The organism is Comamonas sp. 7D-2 (assembly GCF_022749555.1).
In the GTDB taxonomy this organism is placed as follows: Bacteria; Pseudomonadota; Gammaproteobacteria; order Burkholderiales; family Burkholderiaceae_C; genus Comamonas; species Comamonas thiooxydans.
This window is the reverse complement of record NZ_CP094238.1, coordinates 1,566,781-1,582,477: the sequence shown is the minus strand read 5'-3', so window position 1 is coordinate 1,582,477 and position 15,697 is coordinate 1,566,781. Positions and strand designations below refer to the sequence as shown.

Sequence of the window (15,697 nt, the reverse complement as noted above, 5' to 3'; positions counted from 1 at the left end):
CCGGCCCCGTACATACCCCTAATTCTCCGGGCAAACGTCCATTCGGACGATGTTGCTGAAGCTCCAAATCAAGAACCTGCACCCGTGTTTGCAATACATGCACAGCGTGTACGAATCAATAAGGAGACAACGTGAAAACAGCCGTCGGTATAGGCGCAGCAGCATTGGTGGCCTTTGCCTCAGCGCTCGCCTTTGCACCCCGCACACCGCCCCCCCTGGCCCCCACCACCATTGGCATCGAGCGCAGTCACTTCAACACCATCACTCAGGTGGGCGATCGTCTACTGACAGCCGGCGCACTCGGTGAAATCCTGTACTCGGACGACAAGGGTGCTCACTGGCAGCAGGCACAGATCAAGGAGCAGCGTCAGGCGCTCATCGTCAGCATGGCTTTTGCGCCCGACAGAAAGACCGGCTTCGCCGTGGGGCACGAAGGCTGGATTCTGCGTACCAAGGACGGAGGCAGCACCTGGGAGGAAGTCGCTTTCTCCAAGGAAAACGGAGAGCCTCTGATGTCGATCGCGCGCCTTCCTTCGGGCGACTGGATCAGTGTCGGCGCCTTCGGCCGTGCCATCACCTCCAAGGATAACGGTCAGACCTGGGAGCAGTTGCCCCTGCCCTCAGAGGTGGAGGACAAGCACATGAACCGCATTGCCAGCTCCGAAGATGGCAAGCACTGGCTGATAGTGGGCGAGCGCGGCCTGGTCATCAAGTCCGAGGACTCCGGCGCAAGCTGGCAGATCGAGCCCGGGTTCTACAACGGATCTTTCTACAACGCCATGCCTACACGCGAAGGCGGCTGGCTGATCTATGGCATGCGCGGCAACGCCTTTGTGCAGGCCGCACCGGACGCGCAATGGGTCAAGTCGACGATTCAGGCTCCGGTCTCCTTCTTTGGCCATGCCCAGGAAAAGGACGGAACCATCATCCTGGTAGGACAGGGCAGCATGCTCGGCCTGAGCAAGGACGGCGGCAAGAGCTTCAGCCTGCAACGCGCCAAGGGCCGCGCCACCCTGACCGACATTGTGCTTACCGGCCCCGACAGCGGATGGATGTCCAGCGACGCAGGCCTGCAACCCTTTCCCCCACCACAACAAGCCAAGGCAGCCGCTCAGGCTGACCCAGGAGCGACACAATGACTCTGAGCGAACCCACCAGCCGGCTGGACCGGTTTATTGCATCCACGGCACGCTGGCTGATTTCGTGGAGCAAGTCCATAGTCGTGCTGACGCTGATTGCCACGGCACTGCTGGCTGTCTCGGCCATGCGCACGCACCTGGATCCGGGCTTCAACAAGTTGATCCCCATGCGTCATGAGTACATGACGGCATTTCTCAAGCATTCAGCCACCTTCTCCGGAGCCAACCGCATTCTGGTGAGCGTGGAATGGAAGGGCCGGCAAGGCGATATCTATAACAAGGAATTTCTCGAAGCCCTGCGTGGCGTGACGGACGAGGTCTTCTTCACCCCCGGCGTCAACCGCGGCCAGGTGTATTCGCTGTTCACACCGAACGTGAAATACATCGAGATCACCGAAGACGGCTACGTGGGCGAGGTGCTGATTCCTTCGCGCTTCGAGGCCAACGAACAAGGTCTGGCCCAGGTACGCTCCAACGTGGCCAAGTCCGGTCAGATCGGCTCTCTGGTCAGCAACGATCTGAAATCCGCCATGGTGCGCGCCGACCTGCTCGAGGTCGACCCAAAGACCGGAGAAAAGCTCGACTATCACAAGGTTGCGCAGCGCCTGGAAGAGATCCGCAGCAAGTTCGAAGGCAAGGACATCTCCATCCACATCATTGGTTTTTCCAAGGTACTGGGCGATGTGATGGACGGCCTGACCACGGTGATGACCTTTTTTGCCATCGCCTTTGTCATCACGGCCATCATGCTGCGTCTCTACACCAAGTCAACCAACATCACGGTGGTCGGCCTGGCCGTGGCACTGCTGCCCGTGATCTGGCTGCTGGGCATTTTGCCGCTGATCGGCTACGGCATCGACCCCATGTCGATCCTGGTTCCCTTTCTGATCTTCTCCATCGGTGTATCCCATGCGGTGCAGATGACGGGAGCCTGGAAGCATGATGTGCGCGCCGGCCTAAGCTCCAGGCTGGCCGCCGAGAACGCGATTCGCAAGCTGGCCATTCCCGGAGCTCTGGCGCTGCTGACCAATGCTCTGGGCTTCATGGTCATCATGCTGATCGACATCCCCATCGTGCACGAGTTGGGCGTGACCGCCTGCATGGGCGTGCTGCTGATGATCATCACCAACAAGGTGTTCCTGCCCGCGGTGCTGGCCAATCTGCGTCTGGAAAAAAAGGCCATGCAAGCCCCCTCTTCCTCAGCCAATGGACGTAACCCCATCTGGTGGAAGCTGTCGGCACTGGCCGAAGGCAAGCCCGCAATGCTGACTCTGGTGGTGTCGCTGCTGCTGCTGGCCGCCGGCACCTACGAATCGCGCAATCTGCTGACAGGTGATGTGGGAACGGGCGCTCCCGAGTTGCGCGCCGAGTCGCGCTACAACCGTGATAACGACACCATCATCGGCAGCTATTCCATAGGCATGGACGTGCTGTCCGTCTTCGTCGAAACCTCCAACCTCGACGAAGGCTGCCTTAACTGGCAGGTGATGAACGCCGTGGAGCGCTTTGAATCGCGCATGCGCCGGGTTGACGGTGTGCAATCCGTCTCCACCGTCTCCGGTCTGGCCAAGATCGCGGCCTCCAGCAACAACGAGGGCAACCCCCGTTGGGCAGCTCTGCAGCGCACCGAAGCCGCGTTGCGTTCGGGTGCCAAGGCACTTTCTCCCGATCTGGGCCTGAACACCGAGGGCTGCAAGGTCATCAATCTGCAGGTCTTCCTCAAGGACCACGAAGGCGCCACGCTGACCCATGTCGTCAATGAGGTGCGTGATTTCATCGCTGCGGACAAGACGCCCAACGTCAAGTTCCTGCTGGCTGGCGGCAACGCCGGCGTGGCGGTCGCGACCAACGAAGCCGTGGAACATGCCGAAGTGCAGATGCTGGGCTCCATCTTCGGCGCCATCACGCTGCTGTGCTGGCTGACCTTCCGCAGCTGGCGCGCCGTGCTGTGCATCGTCGTGCCCCTGGCCATCGTCTCCATACTCTGCAATGCCTTGATGGCCATGCTGGGCATAGGTCTCAAGGTCCCCACACTGCCCGTGGTGGCGCTGGGCGTGGGCGTGGGCGTGGACTACGGCATCTATCTGTTCGAGAGCATGCAGCATGAGCTGCGCGAGCGAGACATCACGCTGCGCGAGGCTTTCTATGAAGCCATGCGCCAGCGCGGCAACGCCGCCATCTTCACGGCGCTGACCATGTCCATAGGCGTGGGTACCTGGGCGTTCTCGGCACTGAAGTTCCAGGCCGACATGGGCATCTTGCTGGCCTTCATGTTCCTGGTGAACATGCTGGGCGCGATCTTCCTGCTGCCTGCCATGGCCTACTGGCTGAATGTGGGCGCGGCGGAAGCCAGGGCGCGCATCAAGCGCCTGCACCGGCAGCCCAGACACGCCCATGCGACGGGCAGCGCAGGCGGTATCAGCCATGCGGGCGGCATGCTCAAACCCGAGCCCCAGTCATCCGTGAACGGCAAAGTGTGATGCAGACCGCAGTAAGCACGCTGGAGCAGGTTCTTCTTGAACATGCTCTGGCCCAGACCCTGACCCGCTACGCCACGGCCTGCGACACACGCAACTGGGACTTGCTGCAGCAGGTGTTCACACCTGACTGCACCACGGTCTACGGTGGCAACTACATCTGCGAAGGGGTCGCCAAGGTCCGCCGCATGATCAGCACCCATCTTGACGGCTGCGGCCCCACCCAGCATCTGCTGGGCAATCTGGAAGTCGATGCAGCCGACCCGCAGCGCCCGCTCAGCAGGATTCAGGTGCGAGCCGCGCATCAGGGACTGGGCGAGCGCAGTCATCTGCGCTACGACGCCATTGGTTTCTATGAAGACGAATGGGTAAGGCTGCCCGAAGGCTGGCGCATCCAGAAGCGCAGCATGACCATGTTGCTTGAGATCGGGGAGCGCTCCGTGCTGCAGCCCGGCACCTGAGCTGCCGCACTCCATCAATCAAGCCGCGCGGCCACGCTGCACGGCTTTTCTGCTTCCGGACGACTCAATTGACAGAAGCCTACGCTCCATCAAAAAAGAACTTCGGGCAAATTTGACACGTGAAAAAGGCCCGCATTTGCTGGCCTTCTGCTTTTCCGCCGAGTCCTGTCTACTGCTCGAACTTTACCTTGAGAAACTGCAGCAACTGCTTGCCGGCCAGACTGCGTGCGGTTTCATCGCGTCCGGCGATATAGCCCACCTTGACGCAGTCCCCCAGAGCCTTGCCGCTCTGCACCCGAATCCTGTAGCGGGTCTGGCGATCGGACTGAGCCCCGGCGGGAATCAGCGGCTGGCCATTGAGGACGGGAAAGTCCTTGTCATTGAACTCTATCGTGCAGCCGGACAGATAGGGGCGGTTCGTCATCTCTCGTGGCTTGTCGCTTTCCCAATCATGGCCTGCTCTGGCATAAACCACCGTACTGACCTCGGAGCCCGCCTCACGCAGGATTTTTTCCTGCTGTGCACAGGCCACCAGATCATTCGATGCATCTTCCCCCGCTCTGAAGCTGAGCAAGGGCGAACCCGTGGTTTTGCGTGACTGCAGCAGCGCATAGCAAGGCCCGTAGAAGTCCACATGCAAGGCAAAGGGCTGAATGAAAGGCGCCAGCTTGTCGCGAATGCGCGCATCCAGGCTCATGCGTGCCGCAATTCCGCCTTTGGAAAATCCCATCACCCCGATACGCCAGCCATCGATGGCCGGGTGCTTGTTCAAGGCCTTGAGGGCGGCATAGGCATCGGCCACGGCATCGAACTCGGAGGTACCCATGATCTTGAGCGCATAAGGCATGTCTTCGCTGATGCCACGCGGCTTGAAATTATCAACCAACAGCGCAGCTATGCCGTTGTCGGCCAGCATCTGGGCCGTTTCGCTCTCGCGCCCGGGAATGGCCCCCGCGCCACCTGGCAGGACAACCATGGCCGGCACCTGCTTCTTTTCGCTGGCCCCCTTGGGCAGGAACAGCTTTCCCATACCCATGGTTGCCTCTGCCCTGGCAGGCTGACTGAGCAGCACATCGAGGTCGTACGGACTGCTGGACTTGAAGCGGATATCGCCCTGTGTATCACCATGCAGCTCCGTGGGGGCCATCAAGGGAGCCACCTTGGGCAAAGGAGGCAAAGCATCGAACAGATGCTGTCCTGATGCCGCACTGCTCATCAGGCTCAGGGCTGCAGCTCCCAAAGGAGTTACCCATTTTCCGGTCAGTATTTGCATTCGCTTGCGCCTCTTTCAAACACAAAAGCCCGGAGAGCCGGGCTTTTGTGGTGTTGGCTCGTTGGTGTGGTTCAGAACGAGTACTTGGCGGTAACAGACAGCTGGTCGCGGTCGGCCAGCGGGCGTGCACGCAGGGAATCGGCAGAAGGATTGCCCAGGTAGTTGATGTAGGCCACGTTGATCGAGAAATTGCTCTTGCGAACAAAAGTCGCGCCAATGCTCAACCGGCTGTCGCTCTGGCCGCCGCCGAAGGTGCCAACCAGAGAACGGCCGCGCAGTTGCGACTGGTAGCTGATGGGGATGCTCAGATCCCAGCCTTCGAAGATGCCGGGGTAGCCCAGCGTCAGGGTCGCACCGGCCACCAGGGAGTTGCGGGTCTTGAAGCTCAGGTTATCGGTAGAGCTGCCATCGGCCACACTGATCACGCGAGAGCCGGAAATTTCGGCAGCCAGGGACATGTCGTCCGCGATACCGGTGCGGCCGATATTGAAGATACCGCCGACGTTGCCCTGCACCACGTCGCCACGCACCGCCACACCATTGCCGTTGAGCACTGGCGTACCTTTTCGATAGCTGGCTTCACCAAATGCAGAGAACTTGCCGAAGGTCGTGCTGACCGTCGTTCCCAGCATCTTGATGTCGTCGAAATAGCGAACCTGATAGCCGGTCGGTATCGCACCATTCATGTTCACGACCAGCGATGGAGTGCGGTCGTTGTAGTTCAGGTAGTACAGACCGACTTCCGTCTCGTCGGTGACGCGGTAGCGACCGCCGATACCCCACTGACCCGAACTGCTGGGCCGGATGTCGGTACCGCGTCGCAGGCCGCGACAGGTCGCACCGTTGTAGACGCCCAGGCAGGAGGCGCCGGGACCCAGGGCATTGCTGGTGCTGGTGTACATGCCGGGAGCCGGCAGCAGCGTTTCATGGAAGCCGAACTGGTAGTGACCAAGCAGCGAGAGTTTGGGACTGACTTCCAGCGAAGCCGAGATCTGATCTTCCGGCAGAAGGATTTCCTTGACCTCAGCGCCAGGCGAAGCTGCCTTTGCTGCATCGCTGGGTCCCTGGGCCGCAGCGATATTGGCAAAGTACATGGACTCGCCCCAGTTCACCACCTGCTTGCCCAAGCGTACCGTGGCGCGGGCCTCGCCCATGTTGAAGCTGGTGTAGGCGTAGGTATCCAGAAGGCGCGAATAGCCGCCACCATAGCGCTTGGCAGCAGAGTTGAACTCATTGACGGGACCTGCCGTGCTGATCGGTCCCTTGTTATCGTTGCGCTGGTGATATACGTCGTCATAAAAGGTGCTGGCATTCAGCACAAAGCCGCTGTCACCTTTTGACAGCTTGCTTTCCCAGACGGCACCCAGTCGGTTCGCCGTCAGAGCACCTTTCTTGAAATTGTTGTTGCCGTCTGTGTTCAGCACCGGAGACGGGTTATCCAGACGAACACCCAGGCCATAGCTCACGTTCAGACGCCAGTCGAACTTGAGGCCATCTCCCAGCTCGACAGTCTCCCCCGCCTGAACTGCTCCCATACCCAAGGACAGCAGTGCCGCCACTGCGATGGGCGTGAGTTTCTTCATATTGTTTTTCATAGTGAGTCGCTCGTTGATAAAACTTAGTTGCCCGCGTTGCGTGCGGCTTCTGGTGTGAACATGGCGGGCACGAGATCACCCTTGTTCAGGATGGGTCCTTGGGGACGCTCCTGAAAAAGGTTGTAGCCCATGTAGCCGCCGGAATTCAGGTCGTGATAGAAGGACGTGCCTGCATGCCAGGCCTTGATGTCAAAGGAGTAGTAGTAGTTGATAAAGGCGTGCTGCCACAACTGTCCACGCGCGTCGTACATGTCCGCGGCCACTGCCTGGCCCGTGTCCTCGTCCACGAACAGCACACGCTTGCCATAGACATGTCGGAAACCGTCCTTCAGCGTGCCTTCCACGGCCCAGACTCTGCGCAGCTCATAGCGCATGAAGTCGGGGTTGGCATGACCGGGCTTGAGCAGGTCGGCATACTTCACCGTGGGCTGATGGATCTTGTAGTTGTTGGCGGGGATATACATCTCCTTCTTGCCCAGCAGCTTCCAGCTGTAGCGCTCTGGCGAGCCATTGAAGAGACGATCCGAGTCGATGGTCATCTTGCCGCCGGTACCAGCCATGGGCTGGTCAAAGCCATACTCGGGCACCTGGCGCACGCGGCGTGTACCGGGGTCATAGCTCCAGGCCAGGCGCTTGTCCTTGCCGAAATTGACGGGCTCCACCGAGTGGGTCACACCGCCCTTTTCACGCTCGGGGGCCAGCGTTCTGGTGCGGGTATAGGCCATCACGCCCTCGACCGGCTTGCCAAGCATTTCAGGCTTGTTGACCATGTCCAGGTTCAGGTTCTGCATACGCCCAAAGCTCATGCTGCCGTCCGACAGCACATTCGCCATGTCACGCGTGATGGCCTCGGTGTAGGCACGCGTGGGCAGCAGGTTGTTCCAGATCACTTCCTGCCCGGTCTTGGGAATCGGGAAGTTGATCGCACCAAAGCTGCCCTTGATTCCCATGCCGTTATCGACGACCTCGGACTCCAGTGCATTCTTCTTCAACACTGCGCAGACCTCATCGGTGTAGCGGAAATCGCGATGCCCCTTGTAGACCGGAATCTGCATGGTCTTGGAATACTTCTGGAACATGGCTTTCTGACCAGCACTGAGCTTGTCGCCATACTTCTCCATGTTCTCCGCAGTGATCACGAACAGTGGTTTTTCATCGGCATAGAGATCCACGGGGTGCTTGCCGCTGGATTGCACATGAGCCACGCCTGCAGGGGCACCGACCCATTTGCCTGTGAACTCTGGAATCGTGCCTTCCTTGTTGCCGGCCTTGATGGCACCCACGCATGTCAATTCCTTGCCCAGCTGTTCTGCCTCGTTCGCCGGCACCTTCGCCCATACCGACGTCGCCACCATCAAACCCACTGCCGCTGCGAGTGGAGTCTTGGCTGTCACAAACTTCATCTCTGTCTCCTAGGTTCTAGAACTTATTTTTGGCGGGTGCTACAAACGAGGTACATTGCCTCGCATCGCCCCATTGGTTTTGCCGTTTGCAGGCAGTTGCATACTGCGTCAGCAGGTCTCTTCAACCATCGTCTGAGTTGACTACTGACAGACCCTAGCGACCTAGTCCACATGGGTCACCTGAAGCGCCGCCCCGAATGAAAAAACCTGCTGGTGCACGAAGCAGCAGCAGGCTTTCGGAGCGTGATCGGGAAAGTCCTAGGACCACCCAATTCCGTGCATCAGGTCAGCAGGTGAGCGCACTCCTTGCGAATCGATGCCTTGAGCATCTTGCCTGCGGGATTGCGAGGCAAAGGCTCCGCGCGCACAACGATCCGACTGGGAACCTTGTAGCCCGCCAGGCGCTGTGCCACGAACTCGCGAAGCAGCTCGGGAGTCACCTGACTCCCGGACTTTCCGACCACCACGGCAACGACCTGCTCGCCCGTGACCTCATGCGGCATGGAGAACACAGCAGCCTCCTCCAGTGCCTCATGCTGCAGCAGACAGGCCTCGACCTCCGCCGCAGCAATCTTTTCACCGCTGCGGTTGATCACGTCCTTGATGCGATCGACGATGGTCAAAAAGCCTTCATCGTCCAGAACGCCTATGTCTCCGGTATGGAACCAGCCGCCCTGCATGGCTTTGGCTGTGGCCTCTGCATCACCGCAATAGCGCTCCATCAGGGTCACGCCACGCAGCCAGACCTCACCGGGCTCACCGATAGGCAAGGCTGTGCCATCCAGGTCTGCGATTCGTACCTCGATGATGGGCGACAGCACCCCCGAGCTGCGCGGATGCGCCTCGAACATGCGCCCCGAGCTGCCTGCGCAGACTCCATTGGATTCGGTCAGTCCAAATCCAATGCCTGACATGCGCCCCTTGAACTTGGCCAACACCTCATCGATCAGGCGCGGGTGCAGGCCCGCTCCGCCAAAGCCCACACCGGAAAGGTTGCCAGAGCTTTCAGGCTGCTCGAAGCCGGGCAGTCCAATGAGCTGCTGCACCATGCTGGGCGCACCATTGAACTGCGTGACCTTTTCCTTGCGAATCAGCTCAGCCGCCTTCTCTGGCTCCCAGCGGTGCACGAAGATCAGGCGGCGACCATGGCGCAGGCTGACCAGCAACTGGGCATGCAGGCCGCTGACATGAAACAGAGGAACTGCCGACAAGATCGTGGGCTGCAGCTGTCGCGCCATGATGGCGGCGATGGCGTCCGGCGAAGTCATGGCTGCCACTGCACCGATGAAGTCAATATTGAAGATGCCCTGGCAAACGGCGCGGTGGGTGGATTCCACGCCTTTGGCCCGGCTGGTGGCACCCGAAGTGAACAGAATCAGCGCAGGCTCATCGGCACTCAGCTGCGGCGACACGAATCCATCATGACCGCCTGCGGTCAACTCCGTCCAGCTGATATCGCCCCCCTCGCCATCCACCACCACCGTCTTGATGGCAGTCTGCGCAATGGCCTGGCTGATGCGAGCATGGCGGTCCGCATCACAGATCAGCATCACCGGCCCGGTGTCCTCCAGATTGGCCATCAGCTCGCTGCTCAGGCCAAAACTGTTCAAAGGCACCGGCACTGCGCCAAGCAAGGCAATGGCAGCAAAAGCCACGGCCCATTCGGGACGGTTGCGCATGGCAATCGCCACCCGGTCGCCGGGCTTGATGCCGCGCTGCTTCTGCAAACGACTGGCCAGTGCATCGGCTGCTGCAAAGAACCTGTCAAAGGTCCATCGATCCTCGCCATAGACCATGAACTCGGCCGCACCATGAACCCGGCCGGCGTCAATTACCTGTGCCAGATTCTGAAAGGCATTGCGATAGGCTGCCACGCTGCGCCCATCGGACAGCGTGACCTGCTGCACTTCAAAAGGTGCGCCCTGCGAAGTCAGCTGCGCACGAATGTTCCTGATCTTTTCACCCATAGAAACCAAGGCATCGCTCATCTCAGAAACCTTTCAGTTGTGCAAAGCGATTGCGGTGATAACCACCGTCGCCCAGCAGGCGTTGCAGAACGCGTGCCCGCTTGAAGAACAGGCCAATATCCAGCTCATCGGTCACCCCGATGCCGCCATGCAACTGGATCGCCTCGTTGCACAGCTTCTCGCACAAGTCAGATGCCTTGGCCTTGGCCCCACTGACCAGCTCGGGCACCTTGGCTTCCAAACCTGAATCAATGGCCTCGAAAGCTGCCAGCACACAGCTCTCCAGCAGCTCAAGCTCCACATACAGACGTGCAGCACGGTGCTGCAATGCCTGGAATGAGCCGATCTGCACGTCGAACTGAACGCGCTCCTTCAGATAGCTAACCGTACGATCAAACACCTCACGCATCAGACCCAGAGACTCTGCGGCCAGGCAGGCACGGGCTCGATCCAGCACTTCATCAAGCACCTGAGCAGCAGGCCGGGCCACCAACGCCATATCAGCGCTCAGCTCCACCTTATCGAACTGCACGCGGGCCATGTTACGGCTGTCAATCATGCACATGGGTTTGATGCTGACGCCTTGTGCATCAGCTGGCACCAGCCACAAACCGGGAGCACCTTCGCCAGACGCCGCCAGCACCACAAAGCCATTGGCGCCCACGCCATCCATCACAAAGGCTTTCTCACCGCTCAGGCACCAGCCCGTGCCGGTCTGCTCGGCTACCGTGCTCAATCTGGCTGAAAGATGCTGGCCGGACTTTTCATCCAGAGCCAGTGCCAGCCTGGCCTGCCCGCTGCCCAGCAGGGGCAGCCACTGCGCCTGCTGGGCTTCGGAGCCGGCGCGAATCAGCAGCTCAGGTGCGATCACGGCCTGGCTCAGCAGCGGCTGTGCCGACAGGTTTCGGCCGATGGCTTCAAACACCGCGCCCATGCCCAGATAGCCCGCAGCCAGCCCGTCATGCGACTCGGGCAGCACCGCCACGGGCCACCCCATCTCCACCATCTGCTGCCACAGTCTTGTATCAAAGCCCTGTTCCACCTTGTCATCCCGCAGACGGCGCTGCTGGGCCACGGGTGCCTCCTGCGCGAGAAAGGCAACAGCACTGTCCTTGAGCAATTCCTGCTCTTGCGACAAAAGCATGGTCATATTCTTGTCTCCATTTCAATTCGTTATCCTCAGCCTGTGCGACCAGCACTGCCCAACTCAGAGCCGGCGAGCAAGGACCTGGGCAGCCCCGTCGCCCCGCAGCGAGGCTGTCGCCGCACAGCGGCTCAGGGGGTCAAGGCAATTCCAGCACTCGCTTGGCAATGATGTTCAGCTGCACTTCCGAACTTCCGCCTGCAATCGTGTAGCTCTTGGAGCGCAGCCATGCACGACCTATATCGATCTCATCGGCTGTGAAATCATCGCCTGCCTCCCAGCCCAGACCGCGCAGGCCCAGCACCTGCTCCAGCAGTTCGTACTTGGCGACTTCCTGCTCGGTCTGCACCAGCTTCATGATGCTGGAGGGGCCAGCAACGTCCTGACGCGCCAGAGCCTTCTCGGTCACCCTACGATGGGTCAAAGCGAAAGACTGTGCATCCATCAGCAGTCCAGCCAGCTTCTCGCGCAGCGCACCATCGCTGATCCGCCCCTGCTCGTCCACCATGTAGGGCAAGGCGGTCTTGAGTGCATCGTGCGACGGTGCGCCACCTTCCGTGAACTTGGACATGGCCGCACGCTCATGCTGGAGCAGCTTTTTGGCCAGCGACCAGCCTTCGCCTTCCTTGCCCACAAGCTGTCGCACAGGCACCCGCACATCGTCGAAGAAGACCTGACAGAAACTGGACTTGCCGCTGATCAGCTCTATGGGCTTGACCGTGACGCCGGGACTCTTCATGTCGATCAGCAAAAAACTGATGCCGTCTTGCTTCTTGCCTTCGCTGCTGGTGCGCACCAGCGCATACATCCAGTCGCCCTTGTCTCCGTCCGAGGTCCAGATCTTGCCCCCGTTGACGATATAGGCCTCGCCCTGCTCGTCCGTCACGCGCCTGGCCGAGGTCTTGAGGCTGGCCAGATCGGAGCCGGCATTGGGCTCCGAAAAGCCCTGACACCAGCGCTGCTCGCCGCGCATCATGGGAACCAGATGCTCGAGCTTTTGCTCATGCGTCCCCACCTCCACCAGAACCGGCCCCAGCATCCACACGCCCAGGTTGTACTGGGGCTGACGGCAGCCAAGACGGGCCATCTCCGTGTCCAGGATACGGGCTTCCCTGGGGGAGAGTCCACCGCCGCCGTATTCACGCGGCCATGACGGTGCAAACCAGCCACGGTCACGCATGCGCTCGAACCACAGCTTCTGATCCTCGTTCAGAAACTGCAGCTTGGAGCTGCCCCAGACCATCTCCTCTGAAACAATGGGCCGACGCATGCTCGCAGGACAGTTCTCCTCCAGCCAATGCGCCACTTCTTGTTTGAATGTTTCCAGTTCCGTCATGGCTTCCTCACCTCAGGCCAACGAGAAATATGCAATCTTGCCCTCACCCGGGGTACGCAGCAGCGTTCCATCCTGGTGAAGCAGGTTCAAATGGGCTATCGTTTCCCCTAGTGCCATCAGGCGATCCACGGGGCTGCGCAGCCTGGGAAAGAGCACGGGCACCAGCTCCGCAGCCGTTGCCCGCCCCACCTGGCCCAGATGTCCGGTCAGCAGTGCAAACTGCTCGGCATGGTGCTCGAGCACCTGCACCAGGCGCTCATGCAGGCCGTAGAAAACGCCCTGGTGCGATGGAAGCACCAAGGTCTCGGCCGGCAGCTCACGCAAACGATGCAGCGAATCGATCCAGAGCTTGAGCGGATTGCCCTCGGGCTCGATGGGGCTGACCATCACATTCGAGGTGATGCGTGGTAGCACCTGATCACCGGCCAGCAGAATGCCGTCTTCCTCGCAATACAGACAGGCATGCTCGGGCGAGTGCCCCTCGCCCAGCACAATGCGCCATCGGCGCTCCCCGATCTGCAGCACCTCACCCGGACGAATGCGCTGGTAATGGCTGGGCTGCCTGGGCATGAACGGATCCTTGCGCATGGCAGCCAGCATGTCGTCCAGCTCTTCGCTGCTCACCCCGGCACGCGCATAGAACTCGCGATGCGCCTCGGGCAGAGGATCGGGCGGCGGCCCCATCAGCGAGCGCAGCATCATGAACTCGCCATAGCTCATGAGAAGCGGCACGCCAAAGCGCTCCTGCAACCACCATGCCGCACCCGCATGGTCGTAGTGACAGTGGGTGCAGATCACACGGGTCAGCGGCTGGCCGGCCAATTTCTCCGTAAAGATTCTTTCCCACAGCTCGAAGGTGCCGGGAATTCCCAGCCCCGTATCCACCACCGCCCAGCCGTCGCCGTCCCTGAGCAGATAGACATTGATATGGTCCAGAGCCATGGGCATGGGCATGCGCAGCCACAGCAGACCGGGGACGATCTCCACATGGCTGCCATCGGCTGCAGGCGGCGCAAAGGGATAACGCAGCACATCTGCGGGCTTGGCCCGTACGCGCTCCTGCGCGACTGCGCTATCCACGCAGAGCCTCTTCAAGCGTTGCAGCGTTCAGCGGCACATAGGTCTGCAGCTTGTCATTGCGTACAAACAGCGGGTCGCCAGTCTGAGCGCTGTCATAGCCCTGTTTTTGCAGATCCACCTTGCGCAGCTTGTAGTTGCCGGTCATGTCCGGCGTATCCATCAGACGCACGAACAGTGGTGCCGCATAGCGCGGCAGACGAGCGATGGCCATCTTCCAGAAGGCCTTGGGATCGAATTGGGCTCCCTCATGCATCACCAACGCTGCCATGCCCGCACGGCCACCGTGACCGGGAACCTGCACACCATAGACGGTGATCGCATCCAGCCCCTGAAAGTCCCCGAGTGCGTCGCTGACCTCCATGGTCGAGACGTTCTCGCTCTTCCAGCGGAAGGTATCGCCGATACGGTCCACAAACCAGCAGTAGCCGTCTTCGTCGCAGCGCAGCAGGTCGCCCGATGTCCACCACACATCGCCCTGCTGGAAGACATTGCGCAGCAGCTTCTTTTCGGAGGCCTCCTCGCTGGTATAGCCTTCAAAGCGCCCGGCAACCACACCGGGATACTGGATGACCATGCCGATGGCCTCGCCGGGCTCGTTCACGCCGGCCAATTGCAAGAAGCCGTTTTCATCTCGGATGTAATCGCCTTTTTCCTGGTCGTAGCGAACCAGGCGCAAATTGGTTTTTTCCCAGAAGGGAACGCGGCCGCAGGAGCCGATGCGATTGTCCAGATTGATGGTATTGGTGTTGGACTCCGTGCCTCCCCAGCCTTCATAGATCTGGAACACGGCGCCAAAGCGCGATGTCCATTGCTGCCAGATCTCGGGCGTGAGACCGGTTCCGGCCATCTTGCGCAAGCTGTGCTCCCGGTCGCTGTCCGTCGCGGGCGCGCTGAGCAGGAAGCGGCAGATCTCCCCCACATACTGGCAAAAGGTAATGCCATGCACGCGGATATCGCGCCAGAACTCGCTGCGGCTGAACTTGCGGCGCACCACGATGCGCGCTCCTGCAGCCATGGCGGTTGCCGTCAGCGACATGGAAGCCGCGCCGTGGTAGAGCGGCAAAAAGCAGTAGAAGCAGTCATCCCGGGTGATTTCCCACAGCAGCTGCATGGAGTCCCCCGCCATCAGCCAGCGTGCATGGCTGATGACCGCGGCCTTGGGCAGGCCGGTGGTGCCGGAGGTGAATATGTACTGCGCCGTATCGCCGGCCACCACGCCCTCGCGCCACTCCAGCGGTACGGCCGTGCCGTCCCGGCTCATGGCAAGAGCCTGCAAATCAGAGCCGAACTGCTGCAGAACTCCCGCCGCGGCGGGGCGCACTTCATCCGGCCAGTGCCAGTAACTCAGCGCGGTGTTCAGTCCTTCGGTCTGCGCAAAGCGCTCTGCACACTCCTCGCCCACGATCACATGGCTGGCGTTGGTCACCTCCAGTGCGTGCGTCAGAGGCTTGCCCATCACATGGGTGTTGATGAAGGCCACCACGGCACCCAGCTTGGCCACGCCAAACCAGGCAAAGAAGAAGGCTGGGCGATTCTCGATGGCCATGGCCACCACATCGCCCTTTCTCACACCCTGCTCGTGCAACGCACGTGCCACTTGATTGGCGCGCTGGTTGAATTGCGCATAGGTGTAGCGCACATCGCCCTCGGTCAGAAAGATGCGCTCGCCGAAATCTCGCGCACAGTCCTCCAGACGATCAGCCATGGTGTAGGGCGTATCGGCCAGGTACTTGGCCGCAATGGGCGCGCGACGATCCAGCTTGAGCTGGGTCTGCTCGCGCGACACCACAGTCGTGTCGCTCATCACATGTCTCCTTGGTAT

General features: G+C 60.6%; 11 protein-coding genes. 3 read left to right on the top strand and 8 right to left on the bottom strand.

Translation table 11 applies throughout. The annotated features are described in order from the left end of the window. The first annotated feature begins 131 nt into the window (after positions 1–131). Genes MPZ60_RS07135 through MPZ60_RS07125 form a run of 3 tightly spaced genes read left to right on the top strand, consistent with a single transcriptional unit; the run spans position 132 to position 4,077 of the window. Entirely contained in the window at positions 132–1,139 is a 1,008-nt protein-coding gene (locus MPZ60_RS07135) for a YCF48-related protein (protein WP_034360353.1), read from the top strand. Further along, the gene (locus tag MPZ60_RS07130; RefSeq protein WP_034360350.1) at positions 1,136–3,619 is read left to right on the top strand and encodes an RND family transporter; all 2,484 of its coding nucleotides are present in this window, start codon (positions 1,136–1,138) and stop codon (positions 3,617–3,619) included. Before MPZ60_RS07135 ends, MPZ60_RS07130 begins: the two co-directional genes overlap by 4 nt. Continuing rightward, positions 3,619–4,077 (top strand): nuclear transport factor 2 family protein, encoded by a 459-nt coding sequence (locus MPZ60_RS07125; protein WP_034360348.1) that lies wholly within the window; start codon positions 3,619–3,621, stop codon positions 4,075–4,077. Before MPZ60_RS07130 ends, MPZ60_RS07125 begins: the two co-directional genes overlap by 1 nt. 169 nt (positions 4,078–4,246) lie before the next feature. Here the strand turns inward: MPZ60_RS07125 and MPZ60_RS07120 are convergent, their stop codons facing one another. The 8 genes from MPZ60_RS07120 to MPZ60_RS07085 form a co-directional block, all read right to left on the bottom strand. Beyond that, the gene (locus MPZ60_RS07120; RefSeq protein ID WP_052052641.1) at positions 4,247–5,350 is read right to left on the bottom strand and encodes a dienelactone hydrolase family protein; all 1,104 of its coding nucleotides are present in this window, start codon (positions 5,348–5,350) and stop codon (positions 4,247–4,249) included. Between the two features lie 71 nt (positions 5,351–5,421). Then, a complete protein-coding gene (locus MPZ60_RS07115; protein WP_004341209.1) occupies positions 5,422–6,933 on the bottom strand; it encodes a DUF1302 domain-containing protein in 1,512 nt (503 codons plus the stop codon). A 35-nt stretch (positions 6,934–6,968) separates the two neighbouring features. Next, positions 6,969–8,348 carry a DUF1329 domain-containing protein gene (locus tag MPZ60_RS07110; protein WP_034360342.1) on the bottom strand — a complete coding sequence of 460 codons (1,380 nt, stop codon included), beginning with the start codon at positions 8,346–8,348 and terminating at the stop codon, positions 6,969–6,971. A 281-nt stretch (positions 8,349–8,629) separates the two neighbouring features. Then, a complete protein-coding gene (locus tag MPZ60_RS07105; RefSeq protein ID WP_034360339.1) occupies positions 8,630–10,336 on the bottom strand; it encodes a class I adenylate-forming enzyme family protein in 1,707 nt (568 codons plus the stop codon). A gap of 1 nt (position 10,337) precedes the next feature. Then, positions 10,338–11,465, bottom strand: coding sequence for an acyl-CoA dehydrogenase family protein (locus tag MPZ60_RS07100; protein ID WP_034360316.1), 1,128 nt, complete (start codon positions 11,463–11,465; stop codon positions 10,338–10,340). 133 nt (positions 11,466–11,598) lie between these two features. Next, a complete protein-coding gene (locus tag MPZ60_RS07095) occupies positions 11,599–12,795 on the bottom strand; it encodes an acyl-CoA dehydrogenase family protein (RefSeq protein ID WP_034360314.1) in 1,197 nt (398 codons plus the stop codon). A 12-nt stretch (positions 12,796–12,807) separates the two neighbouring features. Continuing rightward, positions 12,808–13,875, bottom strand: a complete 1,068-nt coding sequence (locus tag MPZ60_RS07090; protein WP_034360312.1) for an MBL fold metallo-hydrolase — start codon at positions 13,873–13,875, stop codon at positions 12,808–12,810. Next, positions 13,868–15,679, bottom strand: coding sequence for a long-chain-acyl-CoA synthetase (locus MPZ60_RS07085; RefSeq protein ID WP_034360311.1), 1,812 nt, complete (start codon positions 15,677–15,679; stop codon positions 13,868–13,870). Before MPZ60_RS07085 ends, MPZ60_RS07090 begins: the two co-directional genes overlap by 8 nt. Positions 15,680–15,697 lie beyond the last annotated feature (18 nt).

Excerpts from the sequence above, each read along its gene's own strand:
- MPZ60_RS07130 (WP_034360350.1), top strand. The coding sequence starts at position 1,136 with ATGACTCTGAGCGAACCCACCAGCCGGCTGGACCGGTTTATTGCATCC.
- MPZ60_RS07125 (WP_034360348.1), top strand. The coding sequence starts at position 3,619 with ATGCAGACCGCAGTAAGCACGCTGGAGCAGGTTCTTCTTGAACATGCT.
- MPZ60_RS07120 (WP_052052641.1), bottom strand. The coding sequence starts at position 5,350 with ATGCAAATACTGACCGGAAAATGGGTAACTCCTTTGGGAGCTGCAGCC.
- MPZ60_RS07115 (WP_004341209.1), bottom strand. The coding sequence starts at position 6,933 with ATGAAGAAACTCACGCCCATCGCAGTGGCGGCACTGCTGTCCTTGGGT.
- MPZ60_RS07110 (WP_034360342.1), bottom strand. The coding sequence starts at position 8,348 with ATGAAGTTTGTGACAGCCAAGACTCCACTCGCAGCGGCAGTGGGTTTG.
- MPZ60_RS07105 (WP_034360339.1), bottom strand. The coding sequence starts at position 10,336 with ATGAGCGATGCCTTGGTTTCTATGGGTGAAAAGATCAGGAACATTCGT.
- MPZ60_RS07100 (WP_034360316.1), bottom strand. The coding sequence starts at position 11,465 with ATGACCATGCTTTTGTCGCAAGAGCAGGAATTGCTCAAGGACAGTGCT.
- MPZ60_RS07095 (WP_034360314.1), bottom strand. The coding sequence starts at position 12,795 with ATGACGGAACTGGAAACATTCAAACAAGAAGTGGCGCATTGGCTGGAG.
- MPZ60_RS07085 (WP_034360311.1), bottom strand. The coding sequence starts at position 15,679 with ATGAGCGACACGACTGTGGTGTCGCGCGAGCAGACCCAGCTCAAGCTG.